14 protein-coding genes are annotated in these 17,889 nt (G+C 67.4%); 3 read left to right on the forward strand and 11 right to left on the reverse strand.

The annotated features are described in order from the left end of the window. Positions 1-31: 31 nt before the first annotated feature. Positions 32-628 carry a TetR/AcrR family transcriptional regulator gene (locus ACKTT0_RS08595; protein ID WP_407849521.1) on the reverse strand — a complete coding sequence of 199 codons (597 nt, stop codon included), beginning with the start codon at positions 626-628 and terminating at the stop codon, positions 32-34. 118 nt (positions 629-746) lie between these two features. Between ACKTT0_RS08595 and ACKTT0_RS08600 the strand changes: the two genes are divergently transcribed. From ACKTT0_RS08600 to ACKTT0_RS08610, 3 genes are all read left to right on the forward strand, one after another. Beyond that, on the forward strand, positions 747-1,367 hold the full coding sequence (locus ACKTT0_RS08600; protein WP_407849522.1) for an NAD(P)H-dependent oxidoreductase: 621 nt from the start codon (positions 747-749) through the stop codon (positions 1,365-1,367). Between the two features lie 300 nt (positions 1,368-1,667). Continuing rightward, on the forward strand, positions 1,668-2,480 hold the full coding sequence (locus ACKTT0_RS08605) for a formate/nitrite transporter family protein (protein WP_407849523.1): 813 nt from the start codon (positions 1,668-1,670) through the stop codon (positions 2,478-2,480). An 8-nt stretch (positions 2,481-2,488) separates the two neighbouring features. Beyond that, positions 2,489-4,237, forward strand: coding sequence for a bifunctional protein-serine/threonine kinase/phosphatase (locus ACKTT0_RS08610; protein WP_407849524.1), 1,749 nt, complete (start codon positions 2,489-2,491; stop codon positions 4,235-4,237). Between the two features lie 8 nt (positions 4,238-4,245). On the opposite strand, the gene ACKTT0_RS08615 is transcribed toward ACKTT0_RS08610, so the two are convergent. The 10 genes from ACKTT0_RS08615 to ACKTT0_RS08660 all read right to left on the reverse strand — a co-directional run bounded on the left by ACKTT0_RS08615 (position 4,246) and on the right by ACKTT0_RS08660 (position 17,881). Beyond that, positions 4,246-6,009, reverse strand: a complete 1,764-nt coding sequence (locus tag ACKTT0_RS08615) for a monovalent cation:proton antiporter-2 (CPA2) family protein (RefSeq protein WP_407849525.1) — start codon at positions 6,007-6,009, stop codon at positions 4,246-4,248. A gap of 30 nt (positions 6,010-6,039) precedes the next feature. Beyond that, positions 6,040-6,702: a response regulator gene (locus tag ACKTT0_RS08620; protein WP_407849526.1), complete on the reverse strand. Its 663-nt coding sequence runs from the start codon at positions 6,700-6,702 to the stop codon at positions 6,040-6,042. A gap of 16 nt (positions 6,703-6,718) precedes the next feature. Next, on the reverse strand, positions 6,719-8,656 hold the full coding sequence (locus tag ACKTT0_RS08625) for a type IV pili methyl-accepting chemotaxis transducer N-terminal domain-containing protein (protein WP_407849527.1): 1,938 nt from the start codon (positions 8,654-8,656) through the stop codon (positions 6,719-6,721). An 84-nt stretch (positions 8,657-8,740) separates the two neighbouring features. Then, the gene (locus ACKTT0_RS08630) at positions 8,741-9,394 is read right to left on the reverse strand and encodes a carbonic anhydrase (RefSeq protein ID WP_407849528.1); all 654 of its coding nucleotides are present in this window, start codon (positions 9,392-9,394) and stop codon (positions 8,741-8,743) included. Positions 9,395-9,419: 25 nt separating this feature from the next. Then, positions 9,420-10,409, reverse strand: coding sequence for a GTP 3',8-cyclase MoaA (gene moaA / locus ACKTT0_RS08635; RefSeq protein WP_407852397.1), 990 nt, complete (start codon positions 10,407-10,409; stop codon positions 9,420-9,422). An 11-nt stretch (positions 10,410-10,420) separates the two neighbouring features. Then, the gene (locus ACKTT0_RS08640; RefSeq protein WP_407849529.1) at positions 10,421-11,167 is read right to left on the reverse strand and encodes a peptidylprolyl isomerase; all 747 of its coding nucleotides are present in this window, start codon (positions 11,165-11,167) and stop codon (positions 10,421-10,423) included. A 45-nt stretch (positions 11,168-11,212) separates the two neighbouring features. Next, positions 11,213-11,896: a respiratory nitrate reductase subunit gamma gene (narI, locus tag ACKTT0_RS08645; RefSeq protein WP_407849530.1), complete on the reverse strand. Its 684-nt coding sequence runs from the start codon at positions 11,894-11,896 to the stop codon at positions 11,213-11,215. Between the two features lie 18 nt (positions 11,897-11,914). After that, positions 11,915-12,559, reverse strand: coding sequence for a nitrate reductase molybdenum cofactor assembly chaperone (gene narJ / locus ACKTT0_RS08650; RefSeq protein ID WP_407849531.1), 645 nt, complete (start codon positions 12,557-12,559; stop codon positions 11,915-11,917). A 16-nt stretch (positions 12,560-12,575) separates the two neighbouring features. Continuing rightward, positions 12,576-14,141, reverse strand: a complete 1,566-nt coding sequence (narH, locus tag ACKTT0_RS08655) for a nitrate reductase subunit beta (protein WP_407849532.1) — start codon at positions 14,139-14,141, stop codon at positions 12,576-12,578. Further along, positions 14,138-17,881 carry a nitrate reductase subunit alpha gene (locus ACKTT0_RS08660; RefSeq protein ID WP_407849533.1) on the reverse strand — a complete coding sequence of 1,248 codons (3,744 nt, stop codon included), beginning with the start codon at positions 17,879-17,881 and terminating at the stop codon, positions 14,138-14,140. The genes narH and ACKTT0_RS08660 overlap by 4 nt, the downstream gene beginning before the upstream one ends. Between the last annotated feature and the right edge of the window lie 8 nt (positions 17,882-17,889).

Consider the following 17,889-nt stretch of genomic DNA (forward strand, 5'->3'; position numbering starts at 1 on the left):
GCCGCCACGCTGCGCCCGCCGGCCAGGCCCGCTACCGGGAGCGGCCGCGCCCGACCATGGCGACGATGATGGCGCGCAGTTCGTGCTCGGCCTGGCGGGCCGATATCTGCCCCTGCGCCGCCGCGTTGGACAAGCCGTTGGCAGCGCCCAGCATGCCCCACAGCCCGGCGGCCGGCAGCTTGCCCCCGGGCGCGTGCGGCGCCAGCACCAGCCGGCATTTCTCGATGAAGGCGAGCTCGTACTCGCGCTTGACGGCTTCCAGTTCGGGCGACCCCGCCAGCGCCGCGATCACGCCCGGGATCTCGCGGCCCTGACGCAGCACGCATTCCACATATGACGCGGCGATGACGCCGGCGACTTCTTCCAGCACCGGCGGGCAGGCCTGCAGCGCCGCGTCCATCAGGGCGTTCTGGCGCGCGTCGAACGCTTTGTACAGCGCCACCAGCAAGCCCATGCGGGTACCGAAGTGGTCATAGACGACCGGCTTGGTCACCCCCGAGCGCTCGGCCAGCCGGCCCAGGCTCAGGGCTTCGCTACCCTCGTCGCCGATCAGTTGCCAGGCGGTGTCCAGCAACTGCTGGTGGCGTTCGTCGCGGGAAAGCCGGCGGCGCGGCGGGATTGCGGTCATGGGCAGCGATTCATGGAAACAGGGGCTTGACTGAACTATATACCGACAGTAACCTACCATAGGTAACTTACTAAAAGTATATTATGCTGCCCGCCGGCGGCCTTCCACGGAGCCCCTTATGCATACCCTCATCGTCGTCTCGCATCCCAACCCGACCTCGCGCACGCACGCGGTGGCCGCCGAAATCGCCGCGGGCATCGCCGAAGCCGGCGCCCACCACAGCACCGAACTGGCCGACCTGGCCGCGGAGGGCTTCGATCCGCGCTTCGGCGCGGGCGATGTCGCCCACTACCGGGAAGGGGCCGCCACGCCGCCCGACGTCGCCGCCGAGCAGGCGCGCATCGATCGCGCCGATGCACTGGTGCTGGTGTATCCGGTGTACTGGTGGTCGATGCCCGGCCTGCTCAAGGGCTGGATCGACCGTGTCTTCGCCAGCGGCTGGGCGTATGACGAACCGCCCGGCGGCGGCATCGTGAAGAAGCTGCAGCACCTGCCGGTGTACCTGGCGGCCATCGGCGGCGCGGACCTGCGCACTTATGCCCGGCACGGCTATTTCGGCGCCATGAGGACCCAGATCGACCATGGCATTTTCGATTACTGCGGCGCGCCGGTCATCCGTTCCGAGCTGCTGGTGGACTCGCACCAACCCGACGCGTCGGCGCTGCTGGCGACGGCGCGCACCCTGGGCAGGCAGGTGGCGGCGCGCGCGCCGCGCCTGGAGGCGGCCCGGGCCGCCTGATGCCCCATGGCGGTGCGCCGGCGCCCCGCGGCGGCCGCCATGCACCAACCTGGCGAACCGCCGCGCCGCGCGCGAGCTCCCAAGGCGGCGGCGGCCGGCCGGCGCGTGCCCATGGCCCGCCGGCTCCTCATGTCCGCGCCCGCGCCTGGCATGCATGTTGCTTGATCCTGGCTGACGAACTCCGTTCGGCACACAACGCGTGCAGTCCCAGGCAACGGCGCCTTTGACCTTCCCGGTCAGGGCGCCGCTTTGCTTGCCGCAACGGGATTCTCTTCCTTCTTCCCGATACAGGCAGCCGACATGTCCTACCTAGTTCCTTCCGAATTCGTCACCAAGATGGTGGACGCGGGCGAATCGAAAATCTACATGGCCACCCGCGACACTTTGATCCGCGCCTACATGGCCGGGGCGATCCTGGCGATTGCCGCGGTGTTCGCGGTGACCGTCAATGTGCAGACCGGCTCGCCCATCCTGGGCGCGGCGCTTTTCCCGGTGGGTTTCTGCATCCTGTACCTGATGGGCTTCGACCTGCTCACCGGCGTCTTCATGCTGACCCCGCTGGCCTGGATGGAGCGGCGGCCCGGCGTGACGTGGCGTGCCATCCTGAAGCACTGGGGCCTCGTGTTCGTCGGCAACTTCCTGGGCGCGCTCACGGTGGCGCTGCTGATGGCCATCGTGTTCACCTATGGCTTTTCGATCCCGCCCGGCAAGGTCGGCGAGGTGATCTCGCACATCGGCGAGAACCGCACGCTGGGCTACAAGGAGTATGGCGCGGCCGGCATGCTCACCATTTTCATCCGCGGCGTGCTGTGCAACTGGATGGTATCGCTGGGCGTGGTGGGCGCGATGATCTCCACCACGGTCAGCGGCAAGGTCATCGCCATGTGGATGCCGATCATGCTGTTCTTCTTCATGGGTTTCGAACATTCGGTGGTCAACATGTTCCTGTTCCCGTCGGCGCTGATCATGGGCGGCAACTTCTCCATCATGGACTACCTGGTGTGGAACGAGATCCCGGTGGTGCTGGGCAACCTGGTCGGCGGCATCTCGCTGACCGGCCTGACGCTCTATACCACGCACATGAAGACCGCGCCCAAGCGCCGCTTCAACTGACCGGGCCGATGGACAGGCCCGCGCACCGTCCCGCGGCCGGCGCGCTCGCGGTCGCCGTGGGACAGTATTCCGACCGCGGGCGCAAGGCGATCAACCAGGATTTCTTCGGCCTGTGCGCGCCGCAAGCGCCGCCGCTGGACGTCAAGGGCATCGCCATCGCGCTGGCCGACGGCATCAGCAGCAGCGACGTCAGCCACATCGCCAGCGAAACGGCGGTCGCCAGCTTCCTGGAGGACTACTACTGCACGCCCGAGACCTGGCCGGTGCGGAAATCCGCGCAGCGCGTGCTGAGCGCCGCCAACGCCTGGCTGCATGCGCAGACGCGCCAGAGCCGGTACCGCCATGACCAGGATCGCGGCTACGTGTGCGCGATGAGCGTGCTGATCCTGAAATCGACCACGGCGCACATCCTGCACGTCGGCGACGCGCGCATCTTCAGGCTGCGCGGCGCGACGCTGGAGCAACTGACCGAAGACCACCGGCTCTGGGTCTCGCGCGACAAAAGCTACCTCAGCCGCGCGCTGGGCCTGTCGCCGCACCTGGAAATCGACTATCACACCCGCCGGCTGGAGGCCGGCGACGTATTCATATTGGCCACCGACGGCGTCTACGAGCACGTCGACGCGGCGTCGGTGGTCGAAGCCATCGCCACGCACGCCGCCGACCTGGACCGCGCGGCCGAATCGCTGGTCGACCTGGCCTATGCCTGCGGCAGCGACGACAACCTGACCGTGCAGATCGTGCGGGTCGAATCGCTGCCCGGCCCGGATACCGGCGAGCTCGGCCGACAGGCGGCCGCCTTGCCTTGCCCGCCGCTATTGCAAGCCGGCGACGAACTGGACGGCTATCGCATCGTGGAGGAGCTGCACGCCAGCAGCCGCAGCCACGTCTATCGCGCCATCGACGGCGAAACCGGCGCCGCGGTGGCCATCAAGATTCCTTCGCTCGACTTGCGGCACGACCCCGCCTACCTGGAGCGTCTGCTGATGGAGGAATGGATCGCGCGGCGCATCGACAGCCGCCACGTCGTCAAGCCGTGGATAAACGGGCGGCCGCGCCGTTATCTGTACACCGTCAGCGAATTCCTGCAAGGCCGCACGCTGGCGTGCTGGATGCGGGCCCATCCCGCACCCGCGCTTGAAGACGTGGCGGCGATCATCGAGCAGGTGGCCCGGGGCCTGCAAGCTTTTCACCGCCAGGAAATCCTGCACCAGGACCTGCAGCCGCACAATATCCTGATCGATGCCGCGGGCACGGCCCGCATCATCGACTTCGGCGCCGCGCGCGTGGCCGGCATCGCCGAAATCGCCCTGGCCGGCCCGGCGCCGCAGGTGCCGGGCGCGGCGCCCTATGCGGCACCCGAGTATTTCCTGGGCGAGCCCGGCTCCACGCGTTCCGACATCTACTCGCTGGGCGTGCTCGCCTACCAGATGCTGACCGGCCGCCTGCCATACGGCGCCGAGGCGGCAAGGGCGGCCACCCGCGCCGCGCAGCGCCGGCTGCGCTACACCTCGGCGCTGGACGAAACGCGCGCCATTCCGGCCTGGGTCGACAAAGTGCTCGCCAAGGCCGTACACCCCGACCCCGAGGCGCGCTACCAGGAGCTGTCCGAATTCACCTACGCGCTGCGCCACCCGCAGGCCAGCGCCCACCTGGGTGAACGCCCGTCCCTGCTGGAGCGCCATCCGGTGGCCTTCTGGAAAGGGTTGTGCCTGGTGCTGGCGGCGCTGCTCATCGCGCTGCTGGCCCTGCGTTAACGCCCGGCTTACTGCCTGCGCTCGGCGGACTGGTTGTTCAGCAGCAATGCGCGGCCGGCGAACAGGCCACCGGTGACCTCCAGCTGGAAGCGCTCGGCGTCGCGGCGGCGGATGTCGTCGGCGATCTCGTCGGACGCCTCCGGCGTGGCGCCCAGGGCCAGCGTGGCCTGGCGGCCCAGCATCATGGCCGATTCGAAGGTCTCGCGGACCTGGTAATCGACATCGGCCTTGTGCAGCGCCAGGGCGTGCTCGCGATCGAACGCGCGCGCCAGCACTTTCGAATGCGGGCAGACGGCCTTGATGCGCTCGACCATCTGCGTGACCGTGGTCGTGCCGTTGGCGCACACCAGGATCGCCTGGGCATGCTTGGCCCCGGCGGCATGCAGCACGTCGGTGCGCGTGCCGTCGCCGTAATAGACCTTGAAGCCGAACTCGGCGGCGCTGCGGATCATCTCCGGGTCATTGTCGATGATGGTGATCTCGGCGCCCAGCGCCAGCATGTGCTGGCTGGCGATCTGGCCGACGCGGCCGAAGCCGATCACCAGGGCGCGGCCCACCTGGTCCTGGGGCGTCTCCAGGCCCTCGGCCGACGCGCCGGCGCGCGGCGCCCAGCGCTTGTGCGCAATGACGGCCAGCGGCGTAAGCGCCATCGACAGCACCACGATGGCGGTCATGTTGGCATTGACGGCCGGGTCGATGACGCCATTGGCCAGCGCGGCCGAAAACAGCACGAACGCGAACTCGCCGCCCTGCGCCATCAGCACGGCGCGATCCAGGGCCTCGGCCGGCGAACTCCTGGCCAGCCGGGCCGTGCCGTAGATGCACAGCGCTTTCACCGCCATCATGGCCAGCACCCCGGCCACGATCAGCGGCGCATTGCGGGTCACCACTGTCAGGTCCAGCGACATGCCCACGCTCAAGAAGAACAGGCCCAGCAACAGCCCCCGGAACGGCTCGATGTCGGCCTCCAGCTGGTGGCGGAAGGTCGATTCGGACAGCAGCACCCCGGCCAGGAATGCCCCCATGGCCATCGACAGGCCGCCCCATTGCATCAGCAGCGCGGCGCCCAGCACGACCAGCAAGGCGGCGGCGGTCATGACTTCGCGCGCCTTGGCCCGCGCCAGCAGCCGGAACAGCGGATTCAGCAGCCAGATGCCGGCCACCACCAGGGCCGCCACGGCGCCCATGCCGGTGGCGACATCCAGCCAGCGGGCCGCCGCCGAGGCGGTTTCATGCTGGCCGCCCTGCGGAGCGATGAACGCCACGATGGCCAGCAACGGCACGATCAGCAAGTCCTCCAGCAACAGGATGGAGACAATCTTCTGCCCGCGCGGCGTGGCCATGTCGCCGCGCTCGCCCAGCACCTGCATGACGATGGCGGTGGAGGTCAACACAAAACCCATGGCGCTGACGAACGATACCGCCAGCGAAAAACCGAACGCCATGCCCACGCCGGTCAGCAGCAGCCCGCACAGCAGCACCTGCAGGCTGCCCAGGCCGAAGATCTCGCCGCGCAGGTCCCACAGGTGCGAGGGCCGCATTTCCAGGCCGATGATGAACAGGAACATCACCACGCCCAGCTCGGCGGTGTGCAGAATGGCCTGTGGGTCGCGGAACAGGCCCAGGCCGAACGGCCCGATGACCAGGCCGGCGGCCAGGTAGCCCAATACCGATCCCAGCCCCAGGCGCCGGAACAGGGGCACGGCCACCACGGCCGCGCCCAGCAACACCACGACTTTGGACAATTCGCCCGCGCCGGCCTCTACCGCCATGTTTTCCCCTGGTGTCCCGGCGCCGCCGGGTTAATCGTCGGCGACCAGCCCGTGCTCGACGGCGTACACGGCGACTTGCACCCGGCTGGTCAGGTTGAGTTTCTTCAGGATATTCTGGACGTGGATCTTGACCGTGCTTTCGGCAATGTCGAGCTGCCGGGCAATGACCTTGTTGCTGGCGCCATGCGCCAGGCATTGGACGATTTCCCGCTCGCGGGCGGTCAGGCGGGTGCGTTCGCCGCCCGCCGCCGCGCCGCCGCCCTGGGCGGCCTGCTCGCGAAACCGGTCGACCAGCTTGGCCGTCATGTTGTCGGCAATGACCGGTTCGCCGCTGGCGGCGCGGCGGATCGCCGCCGTCAGCGCATCGGCGTCGATGTTCTTGACCAGGTAGCCGCTGGCCCCGTCGCGCAGGGCCTGGCTCAGCTCGTCCGCCTCTTCGGAAACGGTCAGGATCACCACGGCGCTGCCCGGCACGTCCTGCACCAGCAACTGCAAGGTTTCCAGGCCGGACAGGCCCGGCATGTTGAGGTCGAGCAGGATGACGTCCGGCAGGAACTCCTTGGCGCGCTTGACGCCTTCCAGGCCGTCGGAGGCCTCGGCCACCACCTGGAAGTCGGGCTGCCGCTGCAGCAGCAGCCGCACGCCCGAACGGAACAGGCTGTGATCGTCGATGAGCAGAATGCGTATGGCCATGGAATAGCGGAAGCTTTCAAGCCGCCCGGCGCTCGGTACGCGGCAGTACCAGCCGCACGGTGGCGCCGGCGCCCGGCCGGGACGTCAGTTTTATCACAGCGTTGAGCCGCGCGGCTCGCTCGCGCATGATGTGCAGGCCGATGTGGGATTCTCCCCGCTGCCCGACTTCCTCCGGATCGTACCCGACGCCGTCGTCGGCCACCTCCATTTCGAAATCCCGGTCGTTGCGCAGCGACACCCGCACGTGGCTCGCCTGAGCATGCTTGCGCACATTGGACAAAGCCTCCTGCAGGATGAACAGCACCTGCAACTGCTGCTCGGGAGCCAGGGGCCTATCATTGCCGTACTCGGCATCCAGCTCCACCTCGATGCCGGTCTGGCGCTGGAACCGCAGCACGGCTTCTTCGATGGCATCGGGCAATTCGCCCTGGTCCAGCTTGGTGCGGAAGTTCACCAGCAATTCGCGCACGTCCTGGTAGCTTTCCTCGACGCCGGTGCGCAGCAGCGGCACGATCTCCCGCAGGTCGGCCTGGTCGCCGCGCGCCACGGCGTCATCCAGCAGCTGCAGTTGCAGCTTGAGGAAGTTCAGGCCCTGCGCGATGCTGTCGTGCAGCCCCTGGGCCATCAGGTTGCGCTCGCGCACCACCGCCAGTTGCCGCGCCTTGGCGTCCAGGCGGCGGTTCTCCAGCGCCACGCCCAGGTGCTGCCCGAGCGTCTCGAGCAACTGGGTTTCGGCCACGGAAACCTGCCGCTCGCGGCGGAAATGCAGCGAGAACGAGCCCAGCACCTCGTCGCGGGCGACGATACGGAATACGGCCAGGCTGACGAAGCCTTCGTTGGCGCAATGCAGGGCGCCGGAAGCCGGCGCGACGCCGCGCAGGTCGCGGATGACCTGCATGCCCTGCTGCGTCGCCACCCCGCAATAACAGCCATCGGCCCGCATGCAGCGCTCGGCTTCGGCCAGCTCGGCCGACAGGCCTTCCGCCACCAGTATGCTCAGGCGCTCGTCGGAAGTGTCCAGCGCGCGCACGCTGCCCCCCTCGGCGCCGAACTGGCGCATCACGCGCTGCAGGAAACCCCGGCACATGGCTTCGATACTATTGGGCTGGTTCAGGAACGCCGCCATGTCGTACAGGGCGCCGATGTCGCGGTTCTGCGCCTCCAGCTCGGCGGTTTTCTGCCGCACCCGGTCTTCCAGGTCGCGATAGAGAGTTTCCAGCTTGTCGGCCATCAGGTTGAACCCCTGGGCCAGCAGGCCGAACTCGTCGCGCGTCTCGACCGGCAGGCGGGTGCTGAATTCGCCGGCGGTCATGCGCTGCAGCCCATCGCGCAGCCGCAGCACCGGCGAGATGATCCATAAATACAGCAGGTAGATCATCGCCACCGTGCCCACGCTGCCGATGCCGGCCAGCACCCCCTGGGACAGGCGCAGCGAGGCGGTCTTGTCGGCGTTGTCGAGCTCGATCATGCGCACCAGCTTGTCGGCCTCGGCCACGAAGACCGGCATGGCGGCCAGGTAGGCGGTCATGTCGTCATCCCGCTGCGCCCGCGCCGCGGCGGGCTTCAAGGTGTCGTTCCAGAATCGCGTGACGGTGCCCAGCTGATCGCGGATGTCGGGGTCGGCCGGCAGGAACAGCGGTCGCGACGGGTTGCCGCGCGCCAGCAGGGCCAGGGTATCGTCCTGCGCCTGCACGATGGCGTCGACGCGTTCGGCGCGGTCGGGGCCCGGCTGCATCAGTTCGACACTGACGCGATTGGCCATCATGCGCAGGCTGCCGGTGTCGTTGATGGCGGCGCCGGCGCCTTCCAGGCCCCACGACAACCAGAGCGTCCAGGCCACCATGCTCAGCACCACGGCCAGGGCAAACAGCGAACTGGCGATAATGCGGGTGGGCAAGCGGTCCCGCAGGGTGGGCAGGCCGTCCGGTCCGACGGGAAATTCAGAAGCAGTCATGGCGCGATGCCAACGAGTGGACTCCTTCAGTGTAGCTTTTTTCATGGTGCGAAAGCCGTCCGCCGGCCTGCGCCGGGCAGGAGGTCAGACCATTGGCAGAAAGGCGTCGGCGCGCGGCGAATACGCCAGCAATGTGCCCGCGTCCAGGTCGAAATACCAGCCATGCAGGCCGATGGCATCTTGTTCCATGCGGCGCTTGACGGGTCCGAACGCTTCGAGGTTGCCCAATGAAATAAGTATGGACGCCTGTTCGCAGGCGCGCCGCTGCTCGGCCTCGCTGGCATGCGGCAACTGCCGCATGACGCGTGCACGGGCCGGCTCGGCGATATTGACCCAGCGTCCGATGTAGTCTTCGGCGCCTTCGTGACCCAGGCGCTGTTCCATCAGCGCGCGGATGCCCCCGCACTGGCTGTGGCCCAGCACGATGATGCGCCCCACGTGCAGTTGCTCCACGGCGAACTGGATGGCCGCCAGGACGCCCTGCTGGCCGCCGTCGCTCCCGGACAGCGGCACCAGGTTGGCGACGTTGCGCACCGTGAAAATGTCGCCGGGATCGCAGCCCAGCAGCAGAGCCGGGTCGACGCGCGAATCGCAGCAGCCGATCAGCAGGGTGCGCGGGCATTGCCCCCGGCGCAAGCCGCGGAACAATGCGGGGGAATCGTCGAAATACTGTTGATGGAATCGCTGGAAGCCATTGATGAAGCGTTCCAGGTCATGAGTGTGGGTGGCGGGCTCCATCAGTGAAGCTCCTCTGTTGAACGCGCTAGCCTCCGGTCTGCGCCATGAACCGGACGATGCGCTCGGGCCGCGCATTGAAATCGTGTTTTTCAGGCTTGCCAGCCACGGCGGCGACAATGGCCCTGGCCAGCTCGGCGTCGCTGGCGCTCTGGCGCAGCAATGCGCCCAACGGCACGCTGGCCTCGTCCCCGAGGCACGGATACAAGGTGCCGTCGGCTCCCAGGCGCACCCGGTTGCAGGCGGCGCAGAAGTGCTGCGAGATCGGCGTGATGACGCCCAGCGTGGCCTGCCGGCCGTCGGCGCTCCAGTAGCGCGCCGGGCCCGCGCCCGGCGCCTGCAACAGCGGCACCAGGCCATGGCGGGCCGCCAGGCGTGCGCCAAGCCGGGACAAGTCCATGCCGCGCGTGCGCCGGCCGGTATCGCCCACTGGCATGGGTTCGATCAGGCGCAGGATGAACTGTCGTTCGGCGGCGTAGGCCAGCAGGCGCTCGGGCCCGGCCATGGGCGTGCCGGCCGGCACCACGGCATTGAGCTTGATAGGCGCAAAGCCGGCGGCGCGGGCCGCCTCCAGCCCGCGCAGGACATCGGCCAGGCAGTCGCGTCCGGTAATGCGGGCATAGGCCGCGGCGTCCAGGGTGTCCAGGCTGACGTTCAGCCGCTGCACGCCCGCGGCGCGCAGCGCGGCAGCGTGACGCGCCAGGCGAGTGCCGTTGGTCGACAAGGACAGGTCGGCCAGCCCCGGCAGCGCCGCCACCGCGCGCGCCAGGTCCGCCAGGCCGCCGCGCGTGAGCGGCTCGCCGCCGGTCAGGCGCAGCTTGCGCACGCCCAGGCCGGTAAATACGCCGACCAGCCGCGCCATCTCGGCATGGCTGAGCCAGCGCGCAGGCACGTCGAAACCCTTGAAGTCGGCGGGCAGGCAGTAGAAGCAGCGCAGGTCGCAGCGGTCGGTCACCGATACGCGCAGGTAATCGATGCGGCGCTGGAAACCATCGACGAGAGTGGCGGGCACGTCCATGGCGGCCTGGCTCACTGCATCAGCGCGCCGTCGGCGCCTTCGAGTTCGATGCCTTCGATACGGGCGCGCCCCACCAGCAGGCGCAGGTACTGGCGCCATGCCGTATCGCGGCTGGCCGCGCCGAGGGCCAGCGCGATGCGGCCCGCCACCTGCGGATACGGCAACGGGCGCCCGGGAACGTAGCGCCTGACGCGCACGATGTGCAGCCCGTGGCGGGTCTCCACCAGCCGCGGCAGGATGGTGCCGGCCGGCATGCCGAAGACGGCGCGCTCGAATTCCGGCACGGTGTCGCCGCGCGCCAGCTGCCCCAGGTTGCCGCCGACGGCGGCAGATGGGCAGTTCGACAGGGCCCGGGCCCGTTCGCCGAAGCGCCCGGGCTCGGCCAGGACTTCCTGCAGGACCGCTTCCGCCCGCGCGCGCAGGCGGTCGAGATCGACGTTCGGCGTCACCTGGAACAGGATGTGGTCGGCCTCCACCAGCTCGCCCGCCGAGAACTGGCCAGGGTGGGTGTCGTAGTGGCGGCGGCAGGCGGCGGCATCGGGCTCGGGCACGCTGGCCTGGGTACGGAGCAGGGCATCGATCGTGCTTTCTTCGTCCTCGCCGGCCAGCCCCAGCCGCCGCGCCTCGTCCAGCAGCACGCGGCGCAGCACCAATGCGGTAATGGCGCGCCGCTGCGGGTTGTCCGCGTCGGCATGATGAGGCAGTTCTCGTTCTAGTTCGGCATCGGTGAGTTCGACGCCGTTGACGATGACAGGCATATTGCTCTCCATGCCGCGCCGCCGGCGGGCCGGCGGCGCGGCGGTTCAACGCGGGCGCACCAATTGCCAGGCACGGCCCAGGTAGCCCAGCGAGGCGAAGCCGCTCCAGACGTGCACCAGCCGCGTGAACGGGAAGATGACGAACAGGGTCAATCCCATGAACAGGTGAGCCTTGAACAGCAGCGGGGCGTCGGCGATGTAGCTGGCGGCATCGCCCCGGAACGTGACGATGTGCTGGGCCCAGGTCATCAACAGCACCATCATGTGGCCATCCATGTGGCCGGCCGACACGACGATGGTCGACAGGCCCAGCAGCAGCGTGGCCAGCAGCCACAGCAGCAGCAGCTTGTCGCCGGGCCGCGTCACCCGCGCGATGCGCGGATGGGTCAGGCGCCGGTACAACAGGATGAGCAGCCCCGCCAGGCATATGGTCCCCATGACGCCGCCGGCAATCATGGCCACGGCCTGCTTGACGGTGTGCGAAACCCCCAGCGTGTCCCACACCACGACCGGCGTAAGCAGGCCCACCAGGTGCCCGAAGAACAGGCCCAGGATGCCCACGTGGAACAGGATATTGCCCAGCCGCAGCGAGCCGCGATACAACAGCTGCGAGCTGTCGCTCTTCCAGGTGTACTGCTCGCGCTCGAACCGGGCCAGGCTGCCGAACAGGAAAACGCTGAGCGCAATATAAGGATAGATGCCGAATAGGAACTGATGGACGGTATTCACGGACGGTCTCCCGGGCGATTAGTGGGCGCTGCGCGTGCGCGGGTGGAAATGCACGACATGCGTGCCGGCCGATGCGTGCGGCAGTAGCGGCTCGACGCCGTCGGCGCCCACTCCGTAGGCTTCCATGGCCTCGTCCATGTCGCGCACGGGAGGCTCGGTCTGTTCAAGCGGCACCACGTCCGTCATGCCGCGCAGCACGGCGAAGATCGTCGAGTACGGGCTGCCATGGCGCGCCAGCCTGGCGCCGATCGCGGCCAGCACGTGGATCGCTTCGTCGAGCAGCTGCCCGGCCTGGCGGGCATCGATCAGCCCGAGCAGTTCCAGGAACAGCGGCACGTAATCGGGCAGCTCGGCTGCGCCAGGCTCGAAACCGTGGCGCCGGTATTCCTGCAGCAGGTCCACCATGGCCTGGCCGCGGTCGCGGCTTTCGCCGTGCACGTGTTCGAACAAGTGCAGCGAATGCGACGGGTTGCGATCGAATGTCGCGACGTAGTTCTCCTGCAGCTCGATCAGGCCGTGTGTCTTGAGGTAGTCCGTCAACGGCGAGAGCTGGTCCTGCGCCTCGGGATAGGCATCCAGCCGGTCGTCGATCTCGAGCAGGGCATCGACGAGATCCTGCTCGGGGTAGGCCAGCAATGCGGAAAGAATTCGGTAAAGGCTCATGTCGGATGCTCCATGCTCAAGCCAGGGCTGATTTCTTGCGCGACTTGGGCATCTCGATGAATATCTCGCTGCCCTGCGGCTTCTTGCCGAACAGCGCGCCCTCGGACGTACCGCCCGAGCAACCATTGCCGAAGGTGAACCCGCAACTGCCCTTGTCGTTGAAGCTGTCCTCGACCATTTCCTTGTGGCTGGACGGCACGACGAAGCGGTCTTCATAGTTGGCGATCGCCAGGATGCGATACATGTCGCGCACGGTGGCCCGGTCCAGCCCGACATCGTCCAGGATGCCGTCATCGCGGTCGCCGTGCACGGCCTCGGCGCGCTGGTACGCGCGCATGGCCAGCAGGCGCTCGAGCGCCTGGCGCACCGGCGTCTCATCGCCGGCCGTCAGCAGGTTGGCCAGGTAGCGCATGGGAATGCGCAGGCTCGATACATCCGGGATCACCGCCGTCTTGCCCACGGTCTTGTGCGGCATGTTGCCCGCCTCGGCCGCCGACTGGATCGGCGACAGCGGCGGGATGTACCAGACCATCGGCAGGGTGCGGTACTCAGGATGCAGCGGAAAGGCAATCTTCCACTCGCAGGCCATTTTGTAGACCGGCGAATGGCGCGCCGCCTCGAGCCAGGACTCCGGAATGCCCTGCCGGCGCGCTTCGGCGATGACGTCGGGCGAATTCGGGTCGAGAAACAGGTCGAGCTGCGCCTGGTACAGGCCGCGCTCATCCGCCGTGGCGGCGGCGCTGTCGATGCGGTCGGCGTCGTACAGCAGCACCCCCAGGTAGCGGATGCGGCCCACGCAGGTTTCGGAGCACACGGTCGGCTGGCCGGCCTCGATGCGGGGGAAACAGAACGTGCACTTCTCGGCCTTGCCGCTCTGCCAGTTGTAGTACACCTTCTTGTAGGGGCATCCCGAGATGCACATGCGCCAGCCGCGGCATTTGTCCTGGTCGACCAGCACGATGCCGTCGTCCTCGCGCTTGTAGATCGAGCCCGACGGGCAACTGGCCACGCAGGCCGGGTTCAGGCAGTGTTCGCACAAGCGCGGCAGGTACATCATGAAGGTGTTCTCGAACGTCGAGTACATCTCCTTCTGCACGCCTTCGAACAACGCATCGCGGCTGCGCGAACTGAACTCGCCGCCCAGGTCGTCTTCCCAGTTCGGGCCCCAATGGATCTTCTCCATCTTCTTGCCGGTCAGCACGGATACAGGGCGCGCGGTGGGCGGCGTCTGGCTCAGCCTGGCCTGCTGCAAGTGCTCGTAGTCGTAGGTGAACGGTTCGTAGTAGTCGTCGATGGCCGGCAGGTTGGGATTGGCGAACAAGTTGGCCAGGATCTTCAGCTTGCCGCCCTGGCGCGGCTCGAGCCTGCCGGCGGCGTTGCGCGTCCAGCCGCCGTTCCAGCGCGACTGGTTCTCCCATTCCTTGGGGTAGCCGATGCCCGGCTTGGTTTCGACATTGTTGAACCACGCATACTCGACGCCGTCGCGGCTGGTCCACACGTTCTTGCAGGTCACGGAGCAGGTATGGCAGCCGATGCACTTGTCCAGGTTCAGCACCATACCGACTTGGGCACGGATTTTCATTTTGCGCTTCCTTCCTCGAGCTGCTGGTGGCCCAGCGGGCCTTCCATCCAATCCACTTTCTTCATCTTGCGCACCACCACGTACTCGTCGCGGTTGCTGCCGACCGTGCCGTAGTAGTTGAAGCCATAGGCCTGCTGCGCGTAGCCGCCGATCATGTGGGTAGGCTTGAGCACGGCGCGCGTCACCGAGTTGTGGATGCCGCCACGCATGCCGCTGGTCTCGGCGCCCGGCACGTTGATGATCTTTTCCTGGGCGTGGTACATCAGGCACATGCCGACCGGCACGCGCTGGCTGACCACCACGCGCGCCGTCAGCGTGCCATTCACGTTGAACACCTCGACCCAATCGTTGTCGACCAGCCCGGCCTGCTTGGCCTCGACCTCGGATACCCAGACGTGGGGGCCGCCGCGGCTGAGCGTCAGCATGCGCAGGTTGTCCGAATAGGTGCTGTGAATACCCCATTTCTGGTGCGGCGTGATCCAGTTCAGCACCAGTTCATGTTCGCCGTTCGGATAACGGCCCAGCATCGGCGCCACGGTGCGCGTGTCGATGGGCGGCTTGTAGGCGCAGAAGCCTTCGCCGAAATCGAGCATCCAGCGGTGGTCCTGGTAGAACTGCTGGCGGCCGGTCAGCGTGCGCCATGGAATCAGCTCATGCACGTTGGTGTAGCCGGCGTTGTAGCTGACCTCCTCGCTTTCCAGGCCGGACCAGGTCGGCGCCGAGATGATCTTGCGCGGCTGCACCTGGATGTCGCGGAAGCGGATCTTGTCATGCTCGCGACCTACCGCCAGGTGGGTGTGGTCGCGTCCGGTGATCTTACCCAGCGCTTGCCAAGCCTTGACCGAGACGTGCCCGTTGGTTTCCGGAGCGAAGGTCAGGATCATCTCCGCGGCGTCGATGGCCGTCTCCAGGCGCGGCCGCCCTTCGCTGATGCCGGGCTCCTCGACACGGCGGTTGAATCCCGCCAGCTCCTGCACCTCATGCTCGGTGTCCCAGGTGATGCCCTTGCCGCCATTGCCCAGCTTGTCCAGCAGCGGCCCGACCGACGTGAACTTGCGGTAGATGTCGTTGTAGTCGCGCTCGACCACCGTCATGGCGGGCGCGGTCTTGCCCGGCACCAGGTCGCATTCGCCCAGTTTCCAGTCCTTCGGCTCGAAGGCCTGCCCCAGCTCTCCCGGGGTATCGTGCAACAGCGGCGTCAGCACCAGGTCCTTGCGCTTGCCCAGGTAGGGCCCGCCGATCTCGCTGAACTTGCGCGCGATGAGCTTGTAGATTTCCCAGTCGGTCTTGCTTTCCCACAGGGGCTGGACCGCTTCGGACAGCGGATGGATGAACGGGTGCATGTCCGAGGTGTTCAGGTCGTCCTTTTCGTACCAGGTAGCCGTGGGCAGCACGATATCGCCGTACAGGCAGGTCGTGCTCATGCGGAAATCCAGCACGGTCAGCAGGTCGAGCTTGCCTTCCGCCGCTTCTTCGCGATATCGCACCTGCGCTGGCTTGATGGCGTCGGCCTCGTCGCCGAACACGGCGTTCTGCGTGCCCAGCAAGTACTTCAGGAAGTACTCGTGGCCCTTGCCGCTCGAACCCAGGATGTTGGACCGCCAGACGAACATGTTGCGCGGGAAATTGGCGGGATCATCCGGGTCGTCGCAACTCATCTGCAGCTCGCCGCGCTTCAGGCGCGCGGCCGCATACGCGACCGGATCCTCGCCGGCCGCCTCGGCCTGCGCCGTGACCTCCAGGGGGTTGGTCTGCAGCTGGGGGGCCGAGGGCAGCCAGCCCATGCGTTCGGACTTGGCGTTCAGGTCGATCATGCTGAGCCCGGCGTAGCGCGCCGCGTCCGCGGTAGGCCCCAGGATGTCGCCGACCGGCAGCTTTTCATGGCGCCACTGGCTGGTGTGCGCATAGAAAAACGACGTGCCGTTCATGTGGCGCGGCGGACGCGACCAGTCGGTGGCGAACGCCAGCGGCGCCCAGCCGAATTGCGGCCGCAGCTTTTCCTGGCCTACATAATGAGCCCAGCCGCCGCCGCTCTTGCCTACGCAGCCGCACATCATCAGCAGATTGATGATGCCGCGGTAGGTCATGTCCATGTGGTACCAGTGATTCAGCGCCGCTCCCACGATGACCATCGACTTGCCCTGGGTGTCGTGGGCGTTCTGGGCGAATTCGCGCGCCACCTGGATGACCAGGTTGCGGGGCACCGAAGTGTGCTTTTCCTGCCAGGCCGGGGTATACGGAACGTCGTCGTCGTAGGACGCGGCCACATTGGCGCCGCCCAGCCCGCGGTCGACGCCGTAACTGGCCATCTGCAGGTCGTACACGGTAGCCACGCAGGCCTGGCTGCCGTCGGCCAGCGTGATGTACCGCACGGGCACGTTGCGCACCAGCACGCTGCCGTGCTCGCCGCCGAAGTAGGGGAAGCCCACGCCGACCACGGCATCATGGCGGTCGATCAGCGACAGGGCGGGGTCCACCTTGCGGCCGCTGCCGCCATCATGGGGCTCGAGGTTCCAGCGGCCCGCCTTGGCGCCTGCGTCGACCGCGGCCTCGCCCCAGCGAAAGCCGATGCTGCCGTTGGGCACGACCAGCTCGCCGGTCTGCGCATCGACGAGCAGCGTCTTCCAGTCGGGGTTGTTGTGCTGGCCGAGCGCGTCGTCCAGCTGCGAGGCGCGCAAGAAATGGTCGGGCACCAGGCAGCCGTCGCGCTCGCTCAACTGCACCAGCATCGGCATGTCGGTGTAGCGCTTGGCATAGTCGCGGAAGTAATCCGACGCGCCGGCGTGGTGGAACTCTTTCAGGATGACATGGCCCATGGCCAGCGCCAGCGCGGCATCGGTACCCTGCTTGGGCGCCAGCCAGATATCGCCGAACTTGACCATTTCGCCGAAGTCGCTGGACACCGCCACCGTCTTGGTGCCCTTGTAGCGGACTTCGGTGTAGAAGTGCGCATCGGGCGTGCGGGTCTGCGGCACATTGGAGCCCCAGACGATCAGGTAGGTGGAGTTGTACCAATCCGCCGATTCCGGCACGTCGGTCTGTTCGCCCCAGATCTGCGGGCTGGCCGGGGGCAGGTCGCAGTACCAGTCGTAGAAGCTCAGGCAGGCGCCGCCGAGCAGGCTCAGGTAGCGCGCCCCCGCCGCGTAGCTGACCATCGACATGGCCGGGATGGGCGAGAAGCCAATCAGGCGATCGGGCCCGAAACGCTTGATGGTGTAGGCATTGGCCGCCGCGATGATCTCGGTGGCGGTGTCCCAGTCGGCGCGCACGAAGCCGCCCAGGCCGCGCACCGACTTGTAGCGCCTGGCCTTGATCGGATCCTGGCTGATGGATTCCCAGGCCGCGATGGGATCCATGGTCTTGCGCGCCTCGCGCCACATCTCCATGAGGCGGCCGCGGATCATCGGGTATTTGACGCGCTGCGCCGAATAGACGTACCAGCTATACGAAGCGCCGCGCGGACAGCCGCGCGGCTCGTGGTTGGGCAGGTCGGGACGGGTGCGCGGGTAGTCGGTCTGCTGGGTTTCCCAGGTGATCAGGCCGTTCTTGACGTAGACCTTCCACGAGCAGGAACCCGTGCAGTTGACCCCGTGCGTGGAGCGCACGACCTTGTCGTGCTGCCAGCGGCTGCGGTAGGCGTTTTCCCAGGTACGGTCTTCGTTGACCACTTCACCGTGGCCGCCCGCGAAAGTGGATTTCACCCGCGACATGAATTTCAGTCGATCGAGGAAATGGCTCATTGTGTTCT

This window comes from Bordetella saccharivorans (assembly GCF_045862855.1).
Classification (GTDB): domain Bacteria; phylum Pseudomonadota; class Gammaproteobacteria; order Burkholderiales; family Burkholderiaceae_B; genus Bordetella_A; species Bordetella_A petrii_F.

Excerpts from the sequence above, each read along its gene's own strand:
- ACKTT0_RS08610 (WP_407849524.1), top strand. The coding sequence starts at position 2,489 with ATGGACAGGCCCGCGCACCGTCCCGCGGCCGGCGCGCTCGCGGTCGCC.
- ACKTT0_RS08640 (WP_407849529.1), bottom strand. The coding sequence starts at position 11,167 with ATGCCTGTCATCGTCAACGGCGTCGAACTCACCGATGCCGAACTAGAA.
- ACKTT0_RS08630 (WP_407849528.1), bottom strand. The coding sequence starts at position 9,394 with ATGGAGCCCGCCACCCACACTCATGACCTGGAACGCTTCATCAATGGC.
- ACKTT0_RS08615 (WP_407849525.1), bottom strand. The coding sequence starts at position 6,009 with ATGGCGGTAGAGGCCGGCGCGGGCGAATTGTCCAAAGTCGTGGTGTTG.
- moaA (WP_407852397.1), bottom strand. The coding sequence starts at position 10,409 with ATGGACGTGCCCGCCACTCTCGTCGATGGTTTCCAGCGCCGCATCGAT.
- narJ (WP_407849531.1), bottom strand. The coding sequence starts at position 12,559 with ATGAGCCTTTACCGAATTCTTTCCGCATTGCTGGCCTACCCCGAGCAG.
- ACKTT0_RS08620 (WP_407849526.1), bottom strand. The coding sequence starts at position 6,702 with ATGGCCATACGCATTCTGCTCATCGACGATCACAGCCTGTTCCGTTCG.
- narH (WP_407849532.1), bottom strand. The coding sequence starts at position 14,141 with ATGAAAATCCGTGCCCAAGTCGGTATGGTGCTGAACCTGGACAAGTGC.
- ACKTT0_RS08660 (WP_407849533.1), bottom strand. The coding sequence starts at position 17,881 with ATGAGCCATTTCCTCGATCGACTGAAATTCATGTCGCGGGTGAAATCC.
- ACKTT0_RS08605 (WP_407849523.1), top strand. The coding sequence starts at position 1,668 with ATGTCCTACCTAGTTCCTTCCGAATTCGTCACCAAGATGGTGGACGCG.
- ACKTT0_RS08625 (WP_407849527.1), bottom strand. The coding sequence starts at position 8,656 with ATGACTGCTTCTGAATTTCCCGTCGGACCGGACGGCCTGCCCACCCTG.
- ACKTT0_RS08595 (WP_407849521.1), bottom strand. The coding sequence starts at position 628 with ATGACCGCAATCCCGCCGCGCCGCCGGCTTTCCCGCGACGAACGCCAC.
- ACKTT0_RS08600 (WP_407849522.1), top strand. The coding sequence starts at position 747 with ATGCATACCCTCATCGTCGTCTCGCATCCCAACCCGACCTCGCGCACG.